Annotated in this window: 9 protein-coding genes; 8 read left to right on the top strand and 1 reads right to left on the bottom strand. The window is 39.6% G+C overall.

Features of this window, described 5'->3' with window-relative positions; genetic code table 11:
- Nucleotides 1–96 precede the first annotated feature (96 nt).
- From MHH70_RS08450 to MHH70_RS08415, 8 genes are all read left to right on the top strand, one after another.
- Nucleotides 97–4,431, top strand: coding sequence for a S8 family serine peptidase (locus MHH70_RS08450; RefSeq protein ID WP_342473061.1), 4,335 nt, complete (start codon nt 97–99; stop codon nt 4,429–4,431).
- 128 nt (nt 4,432–4,559) lie between these two features.
- Nucleotides 4,560–5,468 (top strand): nuclease-related domain-containing protein, encoded by a 909-nt coding sequence (locus MHH70_RS08445; RefSeq protein ID WP_342473060.1) that lies wholly within the window; start codon nt 4,560–4,562, stop codon nt 5,466–5,468.
- A 363-nt stretch (nt 5,469–5,831) separates the two neighbouring features.
- Nucleotides 5,832–8,633, top strand: a complete 2,802-nt coding sequence (locus MHH70_RS08440; RefSeq protein WP_342473058.1) for an S-layer homology domain-containing protein — start codon at nt 5,832–5,834, stop codon at nt 8,631–8,633.
- A 266-nt stretch (nt 8,634–8,899) separates the two neighbouring features.
- Nucleotides 8,900–11,314 (top strand): S-layer homology domain-containing protein, encoded by a 2,415-nt coding sequence (locus tag MHH70_RS08435; RefSeq protein WP_342473057.1) that lies wholly within the window; start codon nt 8,900–8,902, stop codon nt 11,312–11,314.
- 303 nt (nt 11,315–11,617) lie between these two features.
- Nucleotides 11,618–15,661 (top strand): hypothetical protein, encoded by a 4,044-nt coding sequence (locus tag MHH70_RS08430; RefSeq protein ID WP_342473056.1) that lies wholly within the window; start codon nt 11,618–11,620, stop codon nt 15,659–15,661.
- Between the two features lie 382 nt (nt 15,662–16,043).
- Nucleotides 16,044–17,093, top strand: coding sequence for an S-layer homology domain-containing protein (locus MHH70_RS08425; protein ID WP_342473055.1), 1,050 nt, complete (start codon nt 16,044–16,046; stop codon nt 17,091–17,093).
- Nucleotides 17,094–17,348: 255 nt separating this feature from the next.
- Nucleotides 17,349–18,266 carry a C40 family peptidase gene (locus tag MHH70_RS08420; RefSeq protein WP_066168403.1) on the top strand — a complete coding sequence of 306 codons (918 nt, stop codon included), beginning with the start codon at nt 17,349–17,351 and terminating at the stop codon, nt 18,264–18,266.
- 391 nt (nt 18,267–18,657) lie between these two features.
- The gene (locus MHH70_RS08415) at nt 18,658–20,676 is read left to right on the top strand and encodes an N-acetylmuramoyl-L-alanine amidase (protein WP_342473054.1); all 2,019 of its coding nucleotides are present in this window, start codon (nt 18,658–18,660) and stop codon (nt 20,674–20,676) included.
- A 525-nt stretch (nt 20,677–21,201) separates the two neighbouring features.
- Here the strand turns inward: MHH70_RS08415 and MHH70_RS08410 are convergent.
- The gene (locus tag MHH70_RS08410; protein WP_342473053.1) at nt 21,202–23,193 is read right to left on the bottom strand and encodes an S-layer homology domain-containing protein; all 1,992 of its coding nucleotides are present in this window, start codon (nt 23,191–23,193) and stop codon (nt 21,202–21,204) included.
- Between the last annotated feature and the right edge of the window lie 160 nt (nt 23,194–23,353).

The raw sequence follows: 23,353 nt of genomic DNA, 5'->3' as shown, positions 1-23,353 counted from the left end.
TAAAGGTAGGAGTCTATGCAGATTGGGCATTCACTTTATTAACTCGCTTTTTGTAGTATGGGGTTCAAATTAAATTATTTGAGGGAGGAATTGTTGTTGAGGAACAAAGGGACCAAAAAATTATTTGCTATTTTCGTAGCATTTATCATGATCCTCAGTATGCTTTCGCCAATGCAAGTATCGGCGAATGATGATTTTAGCAAACTAAAATCGTCAAATGATGAAGCCACATTACTAACAAAAGCAGCAATAGTCGAACAACTAAATATTTCTAATGGACCAGCAGTACTGCATCCTGATTTGCAGGATTTATCTGGGAATAGTCCAGTTGCAGTCATTGTGCATTTATCTGAGAAACCTGTCGCACTAGAAAAAGGAATTCGAGATTTAGAAGGAAGAAGCTTTAGTGCAGCAGAAGCACAAAAAGTGGAACAAACTGTACAAATGCAACAAGCAGAAGTGCTTCAAGAAATGAAGAAGGAAAACGTTTCCTTTGAGCAAGGCTATACATTTAATACAGTATTAAATGGCTTTGCAGCACAAATAAAAGCTAGTGATTTAGAAAAATTGCTAGAAATCGAAGGAGTTACGCTGATTGAACCAGATGCTGAAGTATATGCTTATGAAGAAGCTTCGGCTGCTGGTCAAGTAGAGGCATATATGAATACGAGTAATTCGTTTTTAGGCATTGAGCAACTTTGGGCAAGAGGTATAGAGGGACAAGGTGTTAAAGTGGCTGTTTTAGATACAGGCATTGATACAACACACCCAGAGTTTGCGGGCATTTATAAAGGTGGTAAAAACTTTATCCTGCATGACCCGAATATGTATAAACTACCACGTGATGACAATGATGGCTCTGAAACGAAACCATTTGAACGACCTGACCATCAACCGCTTGTCAATGCGCGCGGAAGCTCATATGCGACGTCACATGGTACGCATGTAGCGGGAACAATCGCGGCAATAGGTGCCAATCAATATGGGATTAAAGGGATTGCTCCCAAAGTCGATTTATATTCTTATCGTGTGCTAGGAGCCTATGGAAGCGGGGCAACATCAGGCATAGTGGCAGCGATTGAATATGCTGTTGAACAGGAGATAGATGTTATTAATCTATCTTTAGGCGGTGGCTCGAATTCAGAAAATGATGCAAGCTCATTTGCTATTAATAACGCGGCATTGGCTGGAGTAATTGCGGTAATCGCAACGGGGAATGATGGACCTGGGCGAGGTACTATGGGAACACCAGCAACATCACCACTAGGGATTGCTGTCGGAAACTCAACGAATCCTGAAACAGCCTATCATGCAGTAGTGACTGTATCAGCAGGAAGTTTTGAATGGTCGCAACAGCTTAATTTAATGGCAACAACATTTGGGGAAGATTTAGCGCAGCAGTTAAGCGGCGAGTTTGAATTAGTCGCTGTACCGGGTATAGGGACGGCTGCTAATTATACGGGTATTGATGTGAATGGAAAAATTGCACTTATTTCACGAGGAGATATACCCTTTGTGGAGAAGATAGAGCATGCAAAAAATGCTGGAGCAGTTGGGGCGATTATTCATAACTTTGCAGGTGGTACGAATGCGCCAGGACCTTCTGAAACATTTTTAGGAGATTCTTTTGATTTTATTCCAACATTTGATATGTCTGTAACGGATGGGGAAGCTTTACGAAGTGCGTTAGCTTCTGCGACAGTAGGAACAATTAGCTTTAATGAATACGGCTCTATGTCATCTATTGGAGATGAAATAAACGATTCAAGCTCTCGCGGACCGTCTACGCCAAACTTTGATATTAAGCCGGATGTAGTAGCACCTGGGACAAATATTATGTCAACAGTGCCTACTTATAAAACAAATACTGCTGCTGGAGAGGCAATCAATCCAGCGCAAGCATACGACCGTAAAACAGGTACATCAATGGCTACTCCGCATATTGCAGGAATTGCAGCATTAATAAAGCAGGCAAATCCGAGCTGGACACCATTTGATGTCAAAGTAGCGTTAGCAAATACTGCTGCTATTTTAGATACATCGAAATATGATGTATTTGACCAAGGAGCGGGGCGCGTTAATGCCTACGAGGCAGCATTTCCAAGTGCTCTTGCCTACGTGCAAGACACAGCGAAACGTGATGCAAGTGGTGCAATCGTAGCGCATGAAAAAGGTTCTGTGACATTTGGACTGCAGCCGATTAAAGAACAAAATATTTCAATAACAAAAGAAATAACCGTGCAAGACATTGGCGGTATAGGTGGTAATTATAGCGTTTCTGTTGATATGCTACAAGGCTTTGGTGATGCTACGGTAACGGTTGATAAATCCTCCTTTACTTTAAACGGTGAGGAGCTTTTGACTGTCACATTAACAGCCTCACGCAACACGGCAGCAAAATTAGGGGATGAAATTTTTGGCTATATCCATCTCACACCATCTCAAACGGTAACTACAGAAACTCAAATTTTCGTAGATAGAGCTGAATTAAACATGACGGAGAAAGAGGCGATTCAGTTAAATGTTGTTGAGAAAACGACAACAACGCCTGTGACGCATACAACGATTTCGTTACCTTTCGCTGCAGATTTTGGTGGAGAAGCACCAACAACTATTGAAAATATGGCGATTACGGAAACAGATTTATCGTTTAATGATGATGGTATTAATGACAGCGCTGAGTTGACCTTTACATTAACAGGCGATGTTGCCACAAACTATATTGAGCTTTGGGATTTAGAGGATCCTGAGGGTGGTGAGCATGATGACGGGTATATCGGCTATTTACATGCAAGTACCTCACTTGGAGCAGGCTCATGGCGCTTAGAGATAGATGGTTACTATACACCGTGGAGTAGCACAGGCGCTGAGCTTATTCCAGATGGAGTTTATACAATTGATTTCACTGCTCTAACGCCAACGGGGGTAATCGGAGATTATGTGGGACCTGTCTTTGTCAAATCGACAGCCGCTGCATTGAAGAGTATAAATATTACATCTGATTCAGTAACATCGGGTGATACGGCGACGGTTACATCAAGTGATACTGTAAATATTGCAGTAGATGCCCAAGTAGATGACAAATATGTTGATTATAAAGCATTATTAGCATCTTACGGTTTAAGCTACGATATTAATAGTAAATTAATTGTATTGTATGCTGTCACACGTGATGATGAAATTATTGAAGACGACTTCATTACTTTACAGCAGGATGGAACATTTGCATTTAATGTAGGAGAGCAATTAAATGAAGCAACAGATTCTATAACGATTATTATTTTAGATGCTGCTGGCAATATAAGCGAGCACACGATTTTCGGAGAAGAAGTTTCAATTATTACATCACAAAATATAATCAATAAACTTGATGCTGCGACATTATCGGATGGATTGGATATTTCAAATAATGTGGATGAAGAAGATTTCACAAAGGCAGCCTCAAATAAGCTAGCATTTGTTTCATCTGTGCCTGTTAAACAGTCATCTGCACCAATAAATGCAACTGCAAAAGCTGATGGTCCACCTAGACCAACAACATTTGAGTCAAACACAGTTGTAGATGTAACGAAGTTGGCGACATATATGGTTGCTGATAATAGTATTGTGGAAGTAACGGAAGGCTTAGTAACAGCGAAGAAATCCGGCACAACAACAATTACAGTGAATTACGGCACAAATACAGTGGTGATTCCTGTCACGGTAAATCCAGGTAAAACAAACCCTGAGCCAAATCCAAATCCAGGTGGTGGGACTGGTGGTGGAGGCTCTGGTGGAGGAGGTAGCACTGGTGGTGGCGGTTCAACAACACCAGAAGCGAAACCAGAAGCTGAAAAGCCTGAAATAACACAGCCAGAGGAGCAAGAAAAACCAGCTCCATCGTTTGTGCCAACAGACTTACCAGCAAACCACTGGGCAGCAAGCTATATCCAACAAATGATTAACAAAGGTCTTTTAAAAGGAAATGAAAACGGTGAAGTGAAGCCAGATGCCAACGTAACACGAGCACAATTCGCATCCATTTTAGCACGAGCATTAGATTTAAAGGCGAGTGGGAATGCACCATTCAGCGATATTGGCAAATATGCAGAGGCAACACAGGCTGAAATTGCCGCAATTTTTGAAGCAGGTATTGCAAAAGGAACAGATGGTAAATACAATCCATCAGGTGACGTGACGCGTGCACAGCTTGCATTAATGCTATATCGTGCTTATGAATATGTAACTGGTGAGAAGTATGTGCCAAAAGGTCAGCCATCATTTACTGACTTAGGCAAGTACAATGAAGAAACAATTACAGCGATTGCAATGCTTGAAGAACTAGGTATTGCATCAGGTGACCAAGGGAAGTTCAAGCCAACAGCACCAGCAACACGTGCGCACACGGCAAAAATGGTTATTAATTTCTTGGAAGTGATTGACGGTTTATAGTAAAACAAAGAGGCTGCTCAGATTTTCGAGCAGTCTTTTGTTTTAGTTAATATTATGAAACTTTGACTTTTAATGATTGCCGACAAGCGGGACGATACAGTAAAATGACTGTAAAAGGGAGGGTTTAAATGGTTATTTTACCTCGAGAGGAATCCGGAAAAGCATATTTGTTGCAAGCTGCCATTCGTCGAGGGTTCCCGGAATTAAAAGATGAATTAATTCGAGTGCAACAAGGGCTAGCCGGAGAGCGCTATGTCGACCGTAGCTGGCATGATATGCAATTAGATGAGAAATTTTTTTTACTTCATAATTTCAGCACAGCTTCGCATCAAATGGATACGCTATTTCTTTGCGAAAAATTTATTCTTATCGTTGAAATTAAAAATATTGCGGGGCGTATTGATTTTGATGAAAAGTGCCATCAGTTTACTCGAACTCTTGAAAACGGAACTCTCCAGGGCTTTAGAAATCCACTTGATCAAGTACGCCGTCATCAACGCTTCCTACGACAGCTATTCCCCATTTTGCCTGTCATCTATGTAATTGTGCTAGCCCACCCGAAAACAATTATTGGTCAAATACCCCCAAATGAACCAATCCTTCATTGTAGCGGTTTGGAATTCTATGTTCGAAAGCTTCTAACGATGTACAAACCACAATTATCAAAAGAACAACTCCAACAACTTAAATATGAGTTACTTCAAATGCATACGATTTCCACACCAAAATTAAATATTGATAAAACAAAAATACACTCAGGCGTTCTATGTGAAAATTGTAATAATAATTACAAAATGTTATTTCAATACGGGCAATTCATCTGCCTTAAATGTAAAACAAAGGATGGAGGTGCGCTATTACTGCAAGCAATGGAAGATTACAAGTTGCTAATTGATAATTGGATTACAAATAGGGAATTTCGTAATTTTACTGGAGTCACTTCAGTCTATGCTGCAAGCCGTCTATTAAAAAAGCTAAACTTTCCACACGAAGGAGATAAAAAAGGAAGAAAATACTTGATTTCTGTAAAAAAATAGAGCGAGAACCGAGGCAAGGGGCAAATATATTCGAGGAGCCGCAAATAACCCGGGGCAAGTCGCAAATAAATCGGGGGGAAGTCGCAAATATATTTGAGGAGCCGCAAATAACCCGGGGCAAGTCGCAAATATATTCGAGAAGCCGCAAATAACCCGGGGCAAGTCGCAAATATATTAGAGAAGCCGCAAATAACTCGTGGCAAATCGCAAATATTCAAATAAATCATTTCTAATGTAACTTCCTCCAAAAATATGCGTCTAATTTTATGTAAAAAATTATGCTAGACACCAAAAGAGCAAAAAAAATGTTAAAATAACAAATAGGTTGTAATTTTAGCATTTCTATTAAAGGAGGAAGAATAAATGAAAAAATCATATAAAAAAATGCTAGCTTCTACGGCAGCAATAGCGTTAGTAGCTTCGGCGGTAGCGCCAGTTGCAAGTGCGGCATCTTTTAAAGATTTGAATGGTCATATGTATGAGAATGAAATTTTAGCATTAGTAGATGCGGGGATTATTAATGGCTATCCAGATGGAACGTTTCTTCCAAACAATTCATTAACGCGTTCAGATGTTGTAAAGCTATTAGGAAAATATTTAGTGTCATTAGGGCATGAGGTTCCAAGTGATTACAAAACGAAAATGCGTTTTACAGATTTAACAGCTCAATCTCAGGACGAGCTCTTACAATATGCGGCACTTGTTAAAGATGTAGGGGTGTTCCAAGGTAGCGCTGGTCAGTTAATGCACCGCGATGAAATGCGTCGTGACCAAATGGCAACGGTGCTTGTGCGCGCATTTAATGTTATCAATGACTTTGATTATGTAGCGCATGTGAAGGAACAGGGCTTTACAAGCACAATTTCTGACTTAAATCGAACAACAGTTGAACACCAAACAAATATTGCGGTACTCGATTATTATGACATGGTAAAAGGTGCTTCATTTAACCCGAAAGATATGACGAAGCGTGGGCAGTTTGCTTATTTCCTATACCATATGTTAAATGTTGAAACGAAGCCTGTTTTAACAGTTAAAAAAATAGAAGTGCAAGCAGCGGACAAGCTTTCAGTGACGTTGTCAGATGACAAAGCATATACAGTAACGCTGTCAAAGCCGTTAGTTGAAAATGTGGAAACAGATGTAACATTCACAATTGATGAAGTAGAGTATTCTGCAAAAGTAAAATATGAAGTGCCAGACTTAAAGGTAACTGCGGTTTCAAATCCGAATAGTGCGCAAATTAAAATTGACTTTAACCAACCAGTGGCACTTGCTAACGTATTAAATGAAGCAGATGTAAATAAAATTGTTAAAGTAGCGGGAATCGCAACACCAGGTAAAGTAGATTTACTAAAAGGTGAGCTAAGCGCTGATAAAAAATCTTTAACAGTAACGATTAAAGGATTAAAGCCTTTAGCAGAAGGGCGCTATAATGTTGTTGTAGAAGGTGTAAAAACGGAAAAAGGCTTAACGTTGATTAAATATGATGAAGTGCCAACATTCGTCGCAGACAAAGCAGCGCCGGATATTGCTTCTGTTGAAAATGCAAGTGCCACACGAATAAAGGTAAAGTTTACAGAGCCTGTAGTAAACACTTCTGGAACAACGCAATTTACATTACCGAACGGTTCGATTATTTCGAATGTAACGGGGGTATTAGAAAGAAATGCAACAGAGGTAACATATGACTTTACAAATGCATCAGTGAATGGAGTAGCTTTATCGCCAGGAACTACTGTCAATATTACGTTCGGTGCATTAGTGGATATTTCAAATAATGTTGCACCTGCAAATACCATTAAAACGTCAGCTACAATCGGTGTCCGTGATGGTGTTGCCCCAACATTATTAAATATTGAGCAAGTTGGAGCACGTAAATTTAAGCTGATTTTCTCAGAGGAAATTCGTGATTTGACGCGTTCAGACATTACGGTAACACAAAACTCACAAACTTTAGGTGTTATTAATGTAGAAAAAGATAAAAATGAACCGAAGGCGTATGTCATTGAAACAGCACAGGAATTAAATGGGTATGCAACAGTAGCGAACGCATCAGGTCGCTACATCACAGACCTATCAGGTGAAGTAAATACATTTTATATGTACTTTAATTTCGTCAGAGATACAACGGTGCCGAACTATGTATCAACAAAGGTTGTCAAAGAAAATAATGAAGAATATTTAGAAGTTTTATTTGACCGCAATATTAACTTGGCGCCTAACCCAAATATAGCCTTTACAGGGTGGTACTCACAATCAAATGGTCAACAAGGACAACTGAATGTTTCAGCAATCCCACAAAAAGTAGCAGCGAACGATAAAGCGCTACGTGTTAAGCTACGTGACTTATTAGGCGTTGGTACAGACTTTGCAGGTGCAAAATATGTTGGGCAATTGCATTTAACAGGTGTAATTAGCGAATATGGGTACGCTGTCGCAACTGCACCACAGCAAATTAATTTTGACCGTTTAGGTGATTTAGGTAGTGTTACAGGTAGAGTAATTGTTGAAAGAGTAGAATCGGTTCCTACAACTGAAGGTAGCAGATACCAAAACATTCGTGTAACATACTCACATGCTGTTGATTTCGCTTCAGCAGCAGATTTTACAAATTATTTTGTAGAAGGGGCACAGGTAGTGAGTGCTTTACCGACACAAGGTGGACTGGCTAACCGTCAAATTGATTTACGTGTCACAGTAAACGATACAGCACAATTAGATCAATTCTTAACAAATGTAACAATTAATAATGTTTATGCAACTGGTCGTAATGTATTAGTAGATCCTTATTATAATGTGCCATTAGTGTTGCGTGAAAATATTAAACCATATGTAACAGATGGAATTAATGTATCCATCAATCCACAAAAAGTTGGGGAAAGAATCAGCCTCACATTCTCAGAGCCTGTGCGTACTACATCTACTCTCCCATTCTCTGTGAAAATTGGTAATACAGACATAGCAACAGGTGTTAATTATAGTAGTGATAATAGAGTATTAAATATTGTTCTATCACGTACGATTCAACAAGGTGAAGTAGTAACAGTTGAATTAAATCCAAATGTAACAATTACAGATGCAGCAGATAACGTACTTGATTTTAGAAAAACTGTCTTCTCATTTGATGGAAACACGCAGCGATATACGTACGGACAACAATAAAAAAGCTATTATTACTATAAAGTAACGAAACTGTAATAAAAGTTCGATGCATTTTAATATAAAATGTAAGATGGTGTAGCTTGCTACACCATCTTTTAAATTTCTTCTGCCTTTATAGGCGGTGAGGTGGAGGCTTTATCGATGCGTGGTTTGATGGGGAAATCTAGAATAAAGCTAGTCGAGGCGTGATGGATGTTCGTCATGTATAATAAAAAAGTTAAAGCAAAAAATAAGTTGAAGCATATGAAAGAAGGAGTTATAGCGAGATGAAGAAATTACTATCTACATTACTTGTGCTCTTGCTTGTTAGCTCTGCAATGACGCCAGCAGCTATTTATGCAGCGGAGGAGCAGAACGATAATGAACCACTTATTGGCACAGTGGAAGAGGAAACAGCGGCACCTGAACAAGTCGAGGGGCAAGAGGAGAAAGTAGAGGCAGAGGGCAAGCTCGCCGAGGAAGAGCAGCTAACTGAAGAAACGACGCCAAGTCTAGAAGAACAGTCTACAGTTGAGGCACAATATGTAACTGTTCCTCAAAAGCTAGCAGATATTCCAAATAGCTTTTGGGCTAAAAATGAAGTGATGCAGCTTGTTGAAATAGGCGCAATTAATGGTTATCCAGATGGAGAGTTCCGCCCGGCATTAACGATTTCAGTAGGACAGTCAACGAATCTGTTAAAGGGTGCTTTACAGTTACCAGAGGCGCCATATCAGCCGATTTTCAAAGATGTAAGTGAAAAATCAAGCTTTGCAGCAGGGGTATTTTCTACATATAAAGCAGGAATTTTTAAAGGCAAGAAAGATGGAACTTTCGGTGTAGCCGAACCATTAACACGTGAAATGATGGCATCGGCACTAGTGAATGCCTTTCATTTAAAGGATACAGGCGAGGCTATTACATTCAAGGATTGGGATAAAATTAGCGAGGCGCATCGTGAAAATGTCAAAATTCTAGCGCAGCACGGCATTACAACAGGGCGTGAAGATGGAACATATGACCCGAAAGCTGTCGTTAATCGTGTGACATTTGCTGTTATGATTCATCGTGCACTCGTTATGAACAATGATATTGTCGCAAAGGACTATACAATTGAAACGACACAACAGTCGAATTTTACATTGTTCCGTAAAGAAGCAAACTTTGTCCAAGTGACGAAGGGAGAAAGCCCGTTATACGTGCGTGCAGAGCAACCAATTAAATTAACAAATACGAAAACTGAAAATTTTGGTGTTGCAACAGATACGATTTACTCATATAAAATTGGCTCACATGCTACATTAAAAGTGACGGTGCGCAAGCTGACAAACGGGGATGAATTTGTTTTTTCAACATTAACGAATACTGACAATGCTAAGGTGAGTGTTGATTTATTTCAAAAGCAATTGGGCGTAACGAATTTCCGTCTTTATCGCTATGACCGTTTCCCGATTTCTAAAAACTCAAATGATGTGTTCGGCTATGATTCATCTAGTTACCCAACAGGAATGATGCGCTTTATGACGAACGACCAGCTTGCTGGTGACCGCATGGTTGGACAGGCTTATCGTTCAAAGCAACTTGTGAAAACATATGATAATGGTGGCGCTAGCTATATGCGTGATTTACAAGCGGAGTATGAGGCCTTGTCATACATTTGGCTAGGAACAGACTTAATTTCGTATTATACGCTAAATTCACAAGGGCAGGACATTGTAGATACGTGGTATATGGATTCAAATGAGCGACTTTTTAAAACGGACGATGCGATGAATAAATGGATGATTGAAACCGCAGCGAATTATAAAAAGCGCAATAATTGGTATACCGCTGAAGGACCTTACAATAAAATGGCTACAACGACGGAGCCGATGCCAAAATCTTATCAAGGCTTCGGACGTAATTTATTGTTAGTAAAAGAGGATCGTGCACTTGTTTTATATAAGGAGCAAGGGGATCGTTACTTTGCAAACTTAGTGAAAAATTCCTTTATTAGCCTTCAGAAATTTAAGGGTGATAAAACATATTGGGAAACAGAAGTGACAAGCACATATTTACAAGGCTTGTACGACATTCACGCACCATTTATTGACACGCGTTTTAATGAGCAAATCGCATTATTCTACTATAATTCTGGGGCTGAATTTGAAATTCCGAATTACAAGGAGCCACTACGAAATTATGCAGATTTAATTGTTTCTCAGAGAACAAATAACAATGTTATCCGTGTTAGCAGAGATAGCTATTATATTCCAGATTATTTCCCAATTAAGCAAAATGTCACAACTCACACTTCAATGAATCATTTACTTGGTGGCATGAACATATTATTAATGGCTTATAATGAATTTGGTGATGCAAAATATCTCGAAACAGCAACAGCCATTGTAACAGCACTATCAATTGAAAAGGATAAATGGATTCGTTCAAATGGAGATATCTGGTATCGTGTGAACAAGGAAGGTCAATTCGCAGGTACAGACTACCAACATCTAACATTAGAGGATTTAATTCAATCCTATCGTTTATGGAAGGATATTGACCCAACCTATTTATACGTATTAGAGGAAATGATTGCCTCAAAAGCAGGCTATTTATCAACAAATCAATTCGGCTACACAATGAAAATTAAAAACGGCCTCGAAGCAATCGACATGCTTCACTATTTACCAGAAGGCCCACTATATACAGACGCATTATAAAAAAGAGCGTCCAAAATGCCGTGCAGTTGCCGACATTTTGGACGCTTTCGTTGATGTTTGAGGCTGATGAAGTTAGAGAGCGCTTGGCGATCAAAGGGAAGAAACGAAAATCTTGCAGAGCTTAGGTAAACCTAGGGATGTGGAATAAACCTCTGAAAACGTGGAATAAACATTAAAAAACGTAGAATAATCCCCATGCGTTTCGCAAAACTGCATACAAATTCCTATCATCCACTTGAAAAAATATGCTTTTTACCGATAAATAACCTAAGTCGACTTACGCATGAGAGGATGAATAAAGACATGAACAACAAAGTACGCGTTGGAGTACTTGCTAGCTTGCTAGTAGCCCCTGCAACATTAGCGAGTGCAAATGAACAAGCACCAATCGTTCAGCAAAGTGAGCAGCAACCGTTTAATGTACTAGCGAATTTATCGGAAAGAGAAATATTGCTCCAGCAATTTATAACATTACAAGAAAATTCCACTTCTCAGAATATTGTGTATGCGAGAACTGCATTTAATAACCTAACTCCTGAACAGGAAGCTCTTTTAGAAGCGGACGAATATGATTTACTTGAAGCGAAGCTAGAATATATCGAGAAGCATGTTGCTATTATTGAGGATTTAAAAAAGCTCAAAGCGGATATTGATAAGCTTGTTTTGACATCGCCGACATTAATAGCTGATGTGTCTCAAGCTAGAGAGGATTACGATGAAGCATTAGCGGATTTAGCTGCAGCACAGTTAGCTGTTAATAATGCTTTTAATACAGCGCCAGCTAGCGTGCTAAAAAGCTCCTTAGTTTATGCGGGGAATTTAGCATCTGATAATATTGTGTTGCTGCAAAAAACAGTGACGAATGCTAAATTGCTAGAAGACCGCGAGAAGGAGATTGTTAAGCCACAAGCGTTTATTGTTGGTTATGTTGCCGATTTACAAAACCTTGATAAGGCTACTTATAAAGAAGTTATCGCGAAGGCGAAGGACGCTTATGACGCCTTAAATGCGAATGAGAAAAAAATCATTGCGGCCTATCTTGTTGAAGATGGTGTAACAGCTTATCAGTTGCTGAAAAATGCCGAAAATTTTTTAAAGGCAGTGGATGAGGCGGATCAGCTTTATAAAACGATTTTGACGACAAATTATACGTCTGTCGGCACATTAAAATCAAAAATGAAAGACCTAGAGGCTGCTATTGTAGCAGTTGGTGAGGATTATGATCTCTATTTGGAACTGCCCCATTTAGCAGAGCTACGTAAAGTATTAACTGTTGTTGAGGCGATTGATGGCTTAAAAGTGGAGCAATATCGTTCGACAGAAGAAGGGAATGATGAGACGGCATTAGAGAAAGTTGTGGCAGCCTTCAATGAAATCGACCCGCAGCATCAATACCGCGTGTTTAATGGGGATAAGTTGCAAACGGCAATAGCGGATGTTGAAGCAGCGGATGCTGTCGATGCGTTAATCGATGCACTCCTTATTGAGGAGCCAGCAACATTGCAGGCAGCAACGCAGGCCTATAATAAACTAACGACAACACAGAAAAAGCTTGTGGAAAAATTAGAAGTGTTGCAAGCATTCCAGCAAGATAATAAAAGCGCAGCAGCTGTTGTGAAAATGATTGACGAGCTGAAGCCGACACTTAGTACAAGCTATTTATCGAGGCTACGCGCGGCGGATGTTTCTTATAAGAAGTTACAAGGCGATTCAGCTGAGCCGAACGAAGCGATACAGCATGTATTGAATTATCCAGTATTGGTAAATTTATTGCAATTTGAGCCTGTTATCGATAAAGTCGTCAGCTTGAAGCTACCTAAGTCGGTGCAAGCGGAAGTTGAAGCATACGAAACTAACGTGCAAGAGGCTCGGACAGCATATGAGACAGCTTTAGCGATTCCGATTGCGGCGGATGACATACACAAAGAAGCACTTGAAGCTTTATTAAAAGCAGCTAACGAGAGGCTGACAATAGCTGAGTACGATATTGCACGAGCTAAAAGCATTGGGACGGCGATTGAGGATTTGAAAACGAGTACTTCAAATGAGTTACTAAATAAAATAAGCATTGCGCGTTCACTTTACGACGAAAAATATGCTACGACAGAAACAACATTTACAGGTACATCCAGCAATGCGAAAAAGCTTGTTTATAATTACAGCGAGCTAAGCGCTTTGGAAAAGCAATATACGACTGTTTTGAAAGTAACAAATAGCATTGCGGCATTGCCGAGCTATTATGCAAAAACATCGTTGCTTAGCCGTATTCAATCTGCGCAAAAGGCATATGACGGTCTAGGTGCTACTATGCAAGGTTTTGTTCATAATAAAGCGGACTTAGATGCGCTGGCACCTGTTGCAGCGTTTATGCAAGATGTCAATGCGTTAAAGCCGAAAGATGCTAATTACGAAGCGAACGTGAAGCGATTATTAAATACAGATTATCCAGCGCTAAAAGCGAATTTTGCAGCAGATAAAGATTTGACTGACATGCTAGAGGACAAATACGTATCGAAATTAGAGACAGCGATTGGAAATATCGATACTGCCGCAGCAGTGATAGGGAAAATCACTGCTTTACAAGGCAAAACGGGTCAGACAGTTGGCGATGACATCGCGGATATTAAAGCAGAATATAAAAAAGTAAAGCAAAAAAATCTTGTGACAAACTATGCTGAATTCCAAGCGATTGAGAAAAACTATAAGGCTGCCAATAAAGTCATAAAATTGATTGCTGATTTGCCGATAGCTTCGAGAGCGACAGCTAAAGATTACGCAAAAAAGGTAGAGGCTGCTAAAAAAGCGTATGATAAATTGACAACTGCCCAAAACGTTTATGTTTTCAATTATCTGGATTTATCATCTGTAGTCCAATCAGCAAAAGTAATCGGCATGATTGCGGATTTAAAGGTGACGAGCAAGGATTATTTGACGGATTTAGCGGCGGCGAAGGAAGCTTATGCGGCGCTATCTACTGGGGATCAGAGCAAGGTTGTTAATGCCCATTTATTAGATGAAGGCGATGCGATGAGAGGCACTGTAGAAAGTGTAGAGGCGCTCATTGCGGCAGCGATTCCATCCGCAAGCGATTATATTAATAAGTTGATTGAAGCGCGTCAGGGGTATGATTCTCTAGCGAAAAATGAGCAGCGCCTTGTAAGCAATTACAAGGATTTGACAACGCGTGAAAAAGCGGTGAAGCCTGTCTTGACATTGACAGAAAATATTGCGGCACTGGATCCGTCGAATGCCACGAAATTTATTTCGCAGTATAAATCAGCGATAAAGGCACACGAAAAATTAAGCTTTGCTGATCGGGCGCTTGTGGCGAATGAGCAGCGTTTAATAACGGAGCTAGCGCCAATATTCAAAGTGATGGAGCAAATTTCTCTTATTAAAGAATCGAGCAAAACATTTGTTGAAGATGTGACGAAGGCACGTTCGGCTTATAATGCATTATCTGCAGGCGACAAAGCGCAAATTTCTAACTATGCTCGTTTATTAGAGCAAGAGTTGAATGTACAAGGGGGCGCTCGTGTTGACGAGATGATTCGCTCCATTAAGAGCAGTAATCCGAAAGATTATGTGGCAAATGTGAAGGCGGCGCGTGCGGCATACAATTCACTAAGCTCTGCCAATAAAAAAGGTGTGACATTGCTGAATGAATTAAAAGCGGAGGAAAGCTATATTAAGCCTGTTGAAACAGTGATTGATTTAATTGATGGCTTATTTAATCCGCGCAATGATATGGCTAAGCAAGTAACAAAAATTCAAAAAGCTTTAGCAAAATTAAACAATGAGCAGCAGTCGTTCGTGACGAATATGGCAGATTACACAGATTTAGCGAGTGTTGTGCATGTTTATGATTTAATTGAAAAATTAAAGCCATCAGATAAATATTATATTGGTAATTTACAAGCAGCCCGAACGGCATATGAGAAGTTATCGCCAGAGGAAAAGATGCGCGTAACGAATTACTATAAGCTACAAGAGGCGATTACAAATGTTGAGGGCGTAGAAAACGTCATTAGCACGATTGCTAGCCTATCATCAAGCTCTAGCACATATTTTGATGATGTGGCAAAAGCAAGCGATTTATACAAAGCATTGCCATCTGCATTGAAAAAACAAGTGCATAACTACGATATTTTGAAAAATGCTGAAAAGAGCATTAAAAATGCGCAAAAAGTCATTACAACAATTGACCAAATTGACCCGACAGTGCGTACTTTTGAATCAAAAGTAAAGGCGGCACGTAAGGCATATGATAGATTAACAGCAGAAGAAAAAATATTAGTAATAAACTATACATTCTTAACTCGTTATGAATTAGAATTAGGATTATAACTAAGGGCGACCAAGAAGCCGTGCAGTTGCCGGCTTTTTGGTCGCTAGTGATGGTGTTTTAGCTTAATAAAATGGCGCGAGCTTTTTTGAAAACGAGAAAAACATAGAATTTAGCGGCATTTTCTAAGTACAAGATAGAAGGAATGCAAATTTTCTTTTAATGTGCTGCCAAAATAAGATTGCCTTCACTACATTGAGACGAGCCTTGTCTTTTATGGGTGGCTCTTAACATGGGTAACACAGGAGGAAGGCAATGAAAGAGTTGATTTGTCACAAAAATGGTGATACCAATTGACTTTTTCCTTTTCAAATTTTCATTGAACTTGCGAAACAGGGCTGCCTTTTTGGATAGCCCTAAATTTTACATTCAAGGGGTGGGAGGATGAGGAAAAAGCTTCTGATTATGCTACTGGCATTGTTTATTATCTTGCAATCCCCTGTGAAGGCGGAGGTTTATTATAAAGATTTATCAAGTACATATTGGGCGACACCGGCTATTACGAAGCTCGTGAACTTAGGCTATATGGAAGGCTTTCCAGACGGCACATTTAGACCGAATGAAGTAGTGACGAGGGCGGAGGCGGCAGCGATTATTGCGCGGGCAATAGGTGGTGACACTTCAACAAATTTTTCTTTGCAAGCTGTTGATGTAACATCGGCAAACCCATATTACATGGAAATTTGTCTATTAGCTGAGCTAGAAATTATTCAAAACAATGAATATTTCCAACCAGATGAGCCGCTACAGCGTGCACATCTAGCCAAAATAATTGCACTGGCCTTTCATATTACAACAGATGCCTATAATAAAGCAGCTTTCAAAGATTTGCCGGAAAATTATTGGGCTAAAGATTATATTGAATCATTGGCGGATATTGAAATTATTACGGGAAAAACAGCGGATAAATTTGAGCCAACAGCTCCTGTAACTCGTGCTCATTTAGCTGCTTTTACAGCAAGGGGAATGGAATTTCAAGACAAGGTTAAAAATTATGAGGTTGCCTATGATTATCTTGTGAGGGACTATATACCGACAATAGCTGAAAAAAAGAAAGATGCTCAGGAGGTCGTTGCCATTGTCAATAAGCTGAGGCAGGAGCATGGTCTCGACCCTGTGAAGCATGACTTGCTTTTATCACAATTAGCGGTAATTAAGGCGCAGGATATGGTAGAGCGTAATTATTTTGAACACAAATCGCCTCATTATGGTGCACCTTGGGATATGGCGGAGTTATTTGATTATTCTTATACGAGCTTTGGGGAAAATATTGCGCGCAATTATAATAGCGCGCAAGCCGTTACGGATGCTTGGATGGTGTCACCTACACATCGTGAAAATATTTTAAAATCAAGCTATACACATATTGGCATCGGCATTAAGCAGGCTACTAATGGTCAATATTATTGGGTACAGCTCTTTTCAAGTAAATAAAAAATGTTTAGCCCTTGAAAATAGCGGGTATGTAAAAAAATAGCGTGTAATATTACAATGTGTTTACGGAGTCGACATCTATATTACGAGCGAAAAATACAAAAAGCGTGAAATGGCAGCTAAAATGCTGTTATTTCGCGCTTTTTTCCATTTTGTCATCTGTCACACAAGTGAAAAGTTATAGCGCAGTTTTCTATGATAGTCTTTTAAGTGGGCATAAAGCCAATGGGAATTTGAAAGGAGTAATATTTTATTTTGAAAAAGCGAGTTTTATTACCTGTTTTTGCAGCATTTATGATTTTTGCAGGTGCAAATTCATATGAGGCAGAAGCAGCATCAGTAGACCAGTTAACGTCATCGGCTTATAAATATATTGGAACACCATACGTATATGGGGGAACGACATCGAGTGGTTTTGATTGCTCAGGATTTACCCGTCAAGTTTTTAACGATTTAGGTATTTCATTGTCACGCACATCAGGTTCTCAGTATGGGCAGGGGCAAGCAGTTGCCAAAAGTAATTTGCAAGCAGGCGATTTAATATTTTTTAATACATCAGGAGCAGGCATCTCACATGTAGGAATATACATAGGTGATCAAAAATTTATCCACTCACAAACAGGTAAAGGTGTAAGTGTAACAAATATTAATGAATCCTATTGGGCGAAGCGTTATATTGGCGCTAAGCGCGTAACAAATTTTTCAACAAATGAAGTAGCAAAAGCAGAAGTTAAAAATGCACAAATTGATTTCTCCGTCTATGCTTCACGTGGGGAAGTGGCAATTCAATTAGCGGAGGCATTAAATCTTGATACATCAGATACAAATTCTCCATTTTCAGATATAAAGCCATCAGCAAAATATGCAGGTGCTGCAACAGCTTTAAGTAAAATTGGTGTTTTTTCAGGCGATGAAAATGGCAAATTCAATCCTGCGTCTCCTGTAACACGCGCGCAACTAGCAAAAATTTTAGTTGTCGCATTTGATTTACAGCAGCAAGGTGAGGCACCAACATTTTCGGATGTACCTGCATCACATTGGTCAAGTGACTATGTTGCTATTCTAGCATCTACAGGCATTACTGTTGGTAAAGGCGACGGCACATTTGCGGCAAATGACAATGTCACATTGACACATCTTGAGGCGTTTATTAACCGAGCAATGCAACAATAAGAGGAAAGGGTGCGTCTGAAAAGTCATTTAAGACGCACCCTTTGCAACGAGAAACCGCAGGAGCACATGTTTTTAGCAGATATTTAATAAAGATGCTATGGCTGCTTGAAAAATGTCTACCTATTAGGGCGTTTCATTATAAGGAAGAAATTTGTTTAAAAAGGTTATAAACACTAAATCTAGTCGCTTTCCTTTGAATTTACAATGAAAAGCTTTAGAAGGGTAGGCTTTTTTTGCTTAAATTGTAACTTTTTGCGATAGACTACCGTCAAATCGTATGTCGAAATAAGATTTTCACAAAAAAGGTGGAATAAAGTCGAAATCTGGATTTCGCAGAAGGAAAATTTTTGTTACAATTAAATTGGTAAAGTAGAAGGGAGGAAAAGAGGCATTGTCTTTCAAAAAAGTCAGCCTGATGTTAATTGTCGTCATAATGTCAATGTTTAATATACATAATGTATATGCAAATGCGCGATTCGCCGATGTTCCTACTTCACATGGAGCGTATGGAGAGGTTAATTACTTAGTAGATTTAGGAGTAATTAAAGGATACACGGAGAATGGAAAAACAATATTTAAACCGAATGCGCCTGTTACACGTGGACAAGTTGCAAAAATGGTTGTGGAAGCTACGGGGAGCAAACCGTTAGTTGTTCAAAAATCATCTTTTTCTGATGTTCAAGTTGGAACAGAATTATCAGGCTATGTTGAGCGTGCCGTAGAATTAGGTTATTTCTCAGCTTACTCTCAAGGGAAATTTGGTCCCAATGTGCCACTAACGCGCGATGAAATGAGTAGAGTGCTTGTAAGTGCCTTCAACTTGGATGCGGAGGAATATGGTAAGCTGACAGTACCATTTACAGATATTAAGCCAACAGATGCTTATTATAAATATATTGCAGCTATTTATTATAGTGGAATTACAAAAGGTGATACAACAGGTACGAAGTATAATGCGACAGAGGTTGTGAAGCGTTCACAGTTTGCCTCATTTATTGCTCGTGCTAAAAATGAAAAATATCGTTTGGATTTACCTGTTAAGGGTGTAACGATACCAAATGTTACCGATGCAATTGGGCAAGTGCGTGCGACTACTGATAATTTAAATATACGTTCTTCAGCCAACTCAGCGAACGCATCAAATATATTAGGCAAAGTAAACACAGGAGCGACATTCCATTTATATGAAATTGGCGCAGATGGGTGGTTAAAAATTGCTTATGAAGGGCGCTATGCTTATATTTCGAAAGATTACGCACAGCTTGTAGCAGCAGATGGACAAGCTTTGGATAAGGTAATTAAGGAAGTTAAAGCATTAGGAGATATCAACCTTTATAAAGCGCGCGATGTGAGTAGCCAAGCAATGGCTACAATCACAGACGATGCGACGATTAAAGTCTATGGCACGACGGGTAATTGGTATTTAACAGAGAAAAACGGCATTCCAGGCTATGTACGAATTTCACAAACGAAGGAAATTGCTGTTGAACCACCAGCTAATAATGATGATGAAACAGAAGCTCCTAACGATAGTAGTGAGGAGGAAACGCCACCGGTTGTCGGAACACCTGATCCAGAGCCGGAGGAACCTGCAACACCAGAGGAGCCGTCTGTTGAAGAACCAGAAACGATAATACCACCAACGCTTAATACAACAACGATTGGTAGTGCAACGGTGGATGGACTGCATATTCGTGCATCTGCCTCAGGTTCGGCAGCCTCATTAGGCAAAATCAATCGTGGTACGCTAGTAGAAGTACATTCAATTTCAGGTAACTGGGCAAATATCACATATAATGGAACAACAGGTTATGTGCATAAAACATATTTGCGCTTTATTAACCAAACCGGCTCTAAAATAGCGGGTCGTATCATCGTCATTGACCCAGGTCATGGCGGTAAAGATCCAGGAACGACGCATGGCAAAACAATTCAAGAAAAAGAAATCACGTTGAAAGTATCGAATTTAGTAAAAGCAAAGCTTGAAGCAAGTGGGGCAGTAGTGAAGATGACACGTGTAGGAGATACGTATCCATCATTACAGGATCGTGTCGATTTTGCTAAAAATAATTATGCAGAAATGTTTGTCAGCATTCATGTAAACTCTGCTAGCTCGTCAGCTAAAGGCACAGAAACTTATTATAGTGTTAGTTCGAATGATAATGAGAAGGAAGACTTTGCTTTGGCAACAGCAATTAACAGTCAAATTGTTAAGCAAGCTAAGATGAACAATCGTGGTGTTAAGCGCGTGGACTATTATGTCATTAAAGGTCTTGTACTTCCCGCTGTTTTAGTTGAGCTAGGCTTCATTTCAAATGAAGAGGATCGCAGTAAATTAACAGACGATAAATATATTGAAATTTTTGCCCAAGCGATTTATGACGGCATTGTAGAATACTATAGTCGATAATAAAAACCTGTAGACTTTGAAAAGTCTACAGGTTTTTTGAGGATGTACATAAAATTAAATAATTGGCTATGAATTGGAGAGAGTCGTCGGTAACTTAGAAGAATCATCCGTTAATAAGTAGGGCAGGAGAAGCCACAAATAAATCGTAAAAAGCCGCAAATAAAACAGGGCAAGTCGCAAATAAATCCGAGAAGTCGCAAATAAATCCGAGAAGTCGCAAATAAATCCGAGAAGTCGCAAATAAATCCGAGAAGTCGCAAATATATCCGAGAAGTCGCAAATATATCCGTATGTCCCGCCAATTAATAAGGTAGATTCCCTAATTAGTAGTCTTCACGCCTCTTTTTGCGGTCTTACTGTGTCCCAAGGTCCTAGATTTCCAAGGGGGCATTGCTTACCACCTTTTTACACAGCCTCACTTTGTTACTTTCACTCCAATATCACCCTGTTTTTAGGCATCTTAAAGCCCGAACAATTTGATAGAACCACTTTATTGTTCGGGCTTATTGATTGAGCTAGCTCGCTTTATAAAGGCTTGACTAAGTCGGAGCGAATCCAGACGAAGTCAGCTGGTGGGTTATCGTCCGAGTAGACTTTGTACCAGATGTAGCCGTCGCTGCCCGTTGCTTCTTCTACAATTGCTACAGGGTAGCCGAATGCGCCTGATTCACCAATGACCTTCGCTTTATATGTAAAGGCAATTGGTGAGGAAGTAGAGGGCTCCATACGTGCGTTGACAGTGCTACCATCATTAAGAACCATAGCTAAACGACCTTGTTTATAGTCTTTCCGACCGAAGCGATTATCTAGGCGGTACATATGACCTGCGATTTTGCTACCCCAAAACGGGTCTGATGCGTAATGGACATTCATACCAGTTGTTTTATTACCTGGAACAGCGCCCTTTGCGTAACCACCTGATTGAGGTGTGTAGTTTTTATTGACATATTGATTAATAAACGCTAAGACGCTATCATTTGGCGTTGCGTAAGTTGAACCTGCTTCTTCATTGGCATCAAAAACACGTATGCCAAAAATATTATTTTTCTGAAGTGCGTTTGTGCTTATACCATAATCACTTTCATGTACTGCTGTTGCTAAAATAAATAATGCGTTGACATGATGCTCTTGTTCCACCGTTTTTAAAAATGCGCCAAGTCCAAGTAGGCGAGACTCAGTTAAAATATTTGCATAGCGAGGCGCAACTGTGCGACGCTCTTCAAGAATTGTATTAATCATATAATCTAGCTCTTCAGCCGTGTAATTCGTTGGCTGGCGTAAGGATGCAAATTGGAAGTATTGATAATGCTTACCAACAAGCTGTCCGTTTGTATTATAGAAATGCACTCCGTCTGTACCGTAATAATGAACACCCGGTGCCATAAAGCTTGGTGCTTCACCTACTACATATTCACCAATATAGGCTTGTTTAATATGATCGTAGAGCTTGTGCGATAGCATGCCGTTAAGTACATAATAATAGTCACGCCCTTTAATAAGTGAAGTAGGTGTTAGCGTAATTTCACTTATTTTTGCATAGCCCTTTGTATCGCCAGCTTGTACGATTGCATACGTATCATTGCTGCCAAAGTATTTAAGCTCAGAGCCTTCAACGACATATGTTAAAGCGTTAGTAAAGTCTTTATTACCATAGATTGTTACTGTGTTTGCTGCCACATCAGCGGCAGAGGCGATGCCAGAGCTCATTTTAATAATTTTATCGCCTTGGAAAAGCAGATTAACATTTTTTGATGCTTCATAAGCGGCCTCTGCCTGTTCGTATGTAACGTATACAGTTGGCTGCTTTGTTATAGTTGTGTCAGAAATAGTGCCTACATAATAGCTGTTATTATTCGTTTCGACAGGTGGTGGCTCAGGACTCACTGTGTCGTCTTGTCCATATTGCTGTGCTGTGACGTTCATACGATATAAAAATGCTGCTGCATGTGCGATTGTTGCAGAACCTTGAGGGTTGAAAAACACACCCTTTTTCTCGTGTGAACCACGAATGATATTATAGTAAACAGATGTAGCAACCGCCTCATGGAATTGTTTGCTAATTTTATTATTATCATTAAAAGTTAATGGTGCTGCTTTGAGTGGAACATTCAAATAACGCAAAGCTTTGTAAAGCATTGCAGCCATATGCTGGCGCGTAATTTTTTCATTTGGTCTAAATGTTCCATCAGGGTAGCCACCTAAAATGCCAGAGCCTGCTGCTGCTTGTATTTCAAATGTTAAAGAATCACCGACTTTTAAATCTGAAAATTGAAATTTATCTGATGCAGGTAAATTAAGAGCACGTGTAATATAGGCAGCAAATTCGCCACGTGTTACAGCACGATTAGGATTATAATTTCCTTTACTATCCGGCAAAATGACACCTAGGTTTGCCCAATGCGTCAGCTCATTTACCATCTGATGCCCTTTAATATCACTCGCATAAGATGTAGATGGCATGACCACTGTTAGCGCTAAAATAATAGTGATGACGAGGGTTGTTATTTTTTTTATCACAAAAAGATCCTCCTTCCAATCTATAATAGTTTAACAGCATTTTTAATAGATGGATAGGAGGGAAATAGTTTGTAATAATATTGTAATCTCCGATGGTAGAATGGTAACGGAGAAATCATTGCCTCACTCGCAATTCCGTTGTAATAATAGCGTAACCATA

It is taken from the genome of Metasolibacillus sp. FSL H7-0170, from assembly GCF_038593115.1.
GTDB lineage: Bacteria > Bacillota > Bacilli > Bacillales_A > Planococcaceae > Metasolibacillus > Metasolibacillus fluoroglycofenilyticus.
The sequence above is the reverse complement of the archived record's forward strand: the minus strand, read 5'-3'. Positions and strand labels throughout refer to the sequence as shown.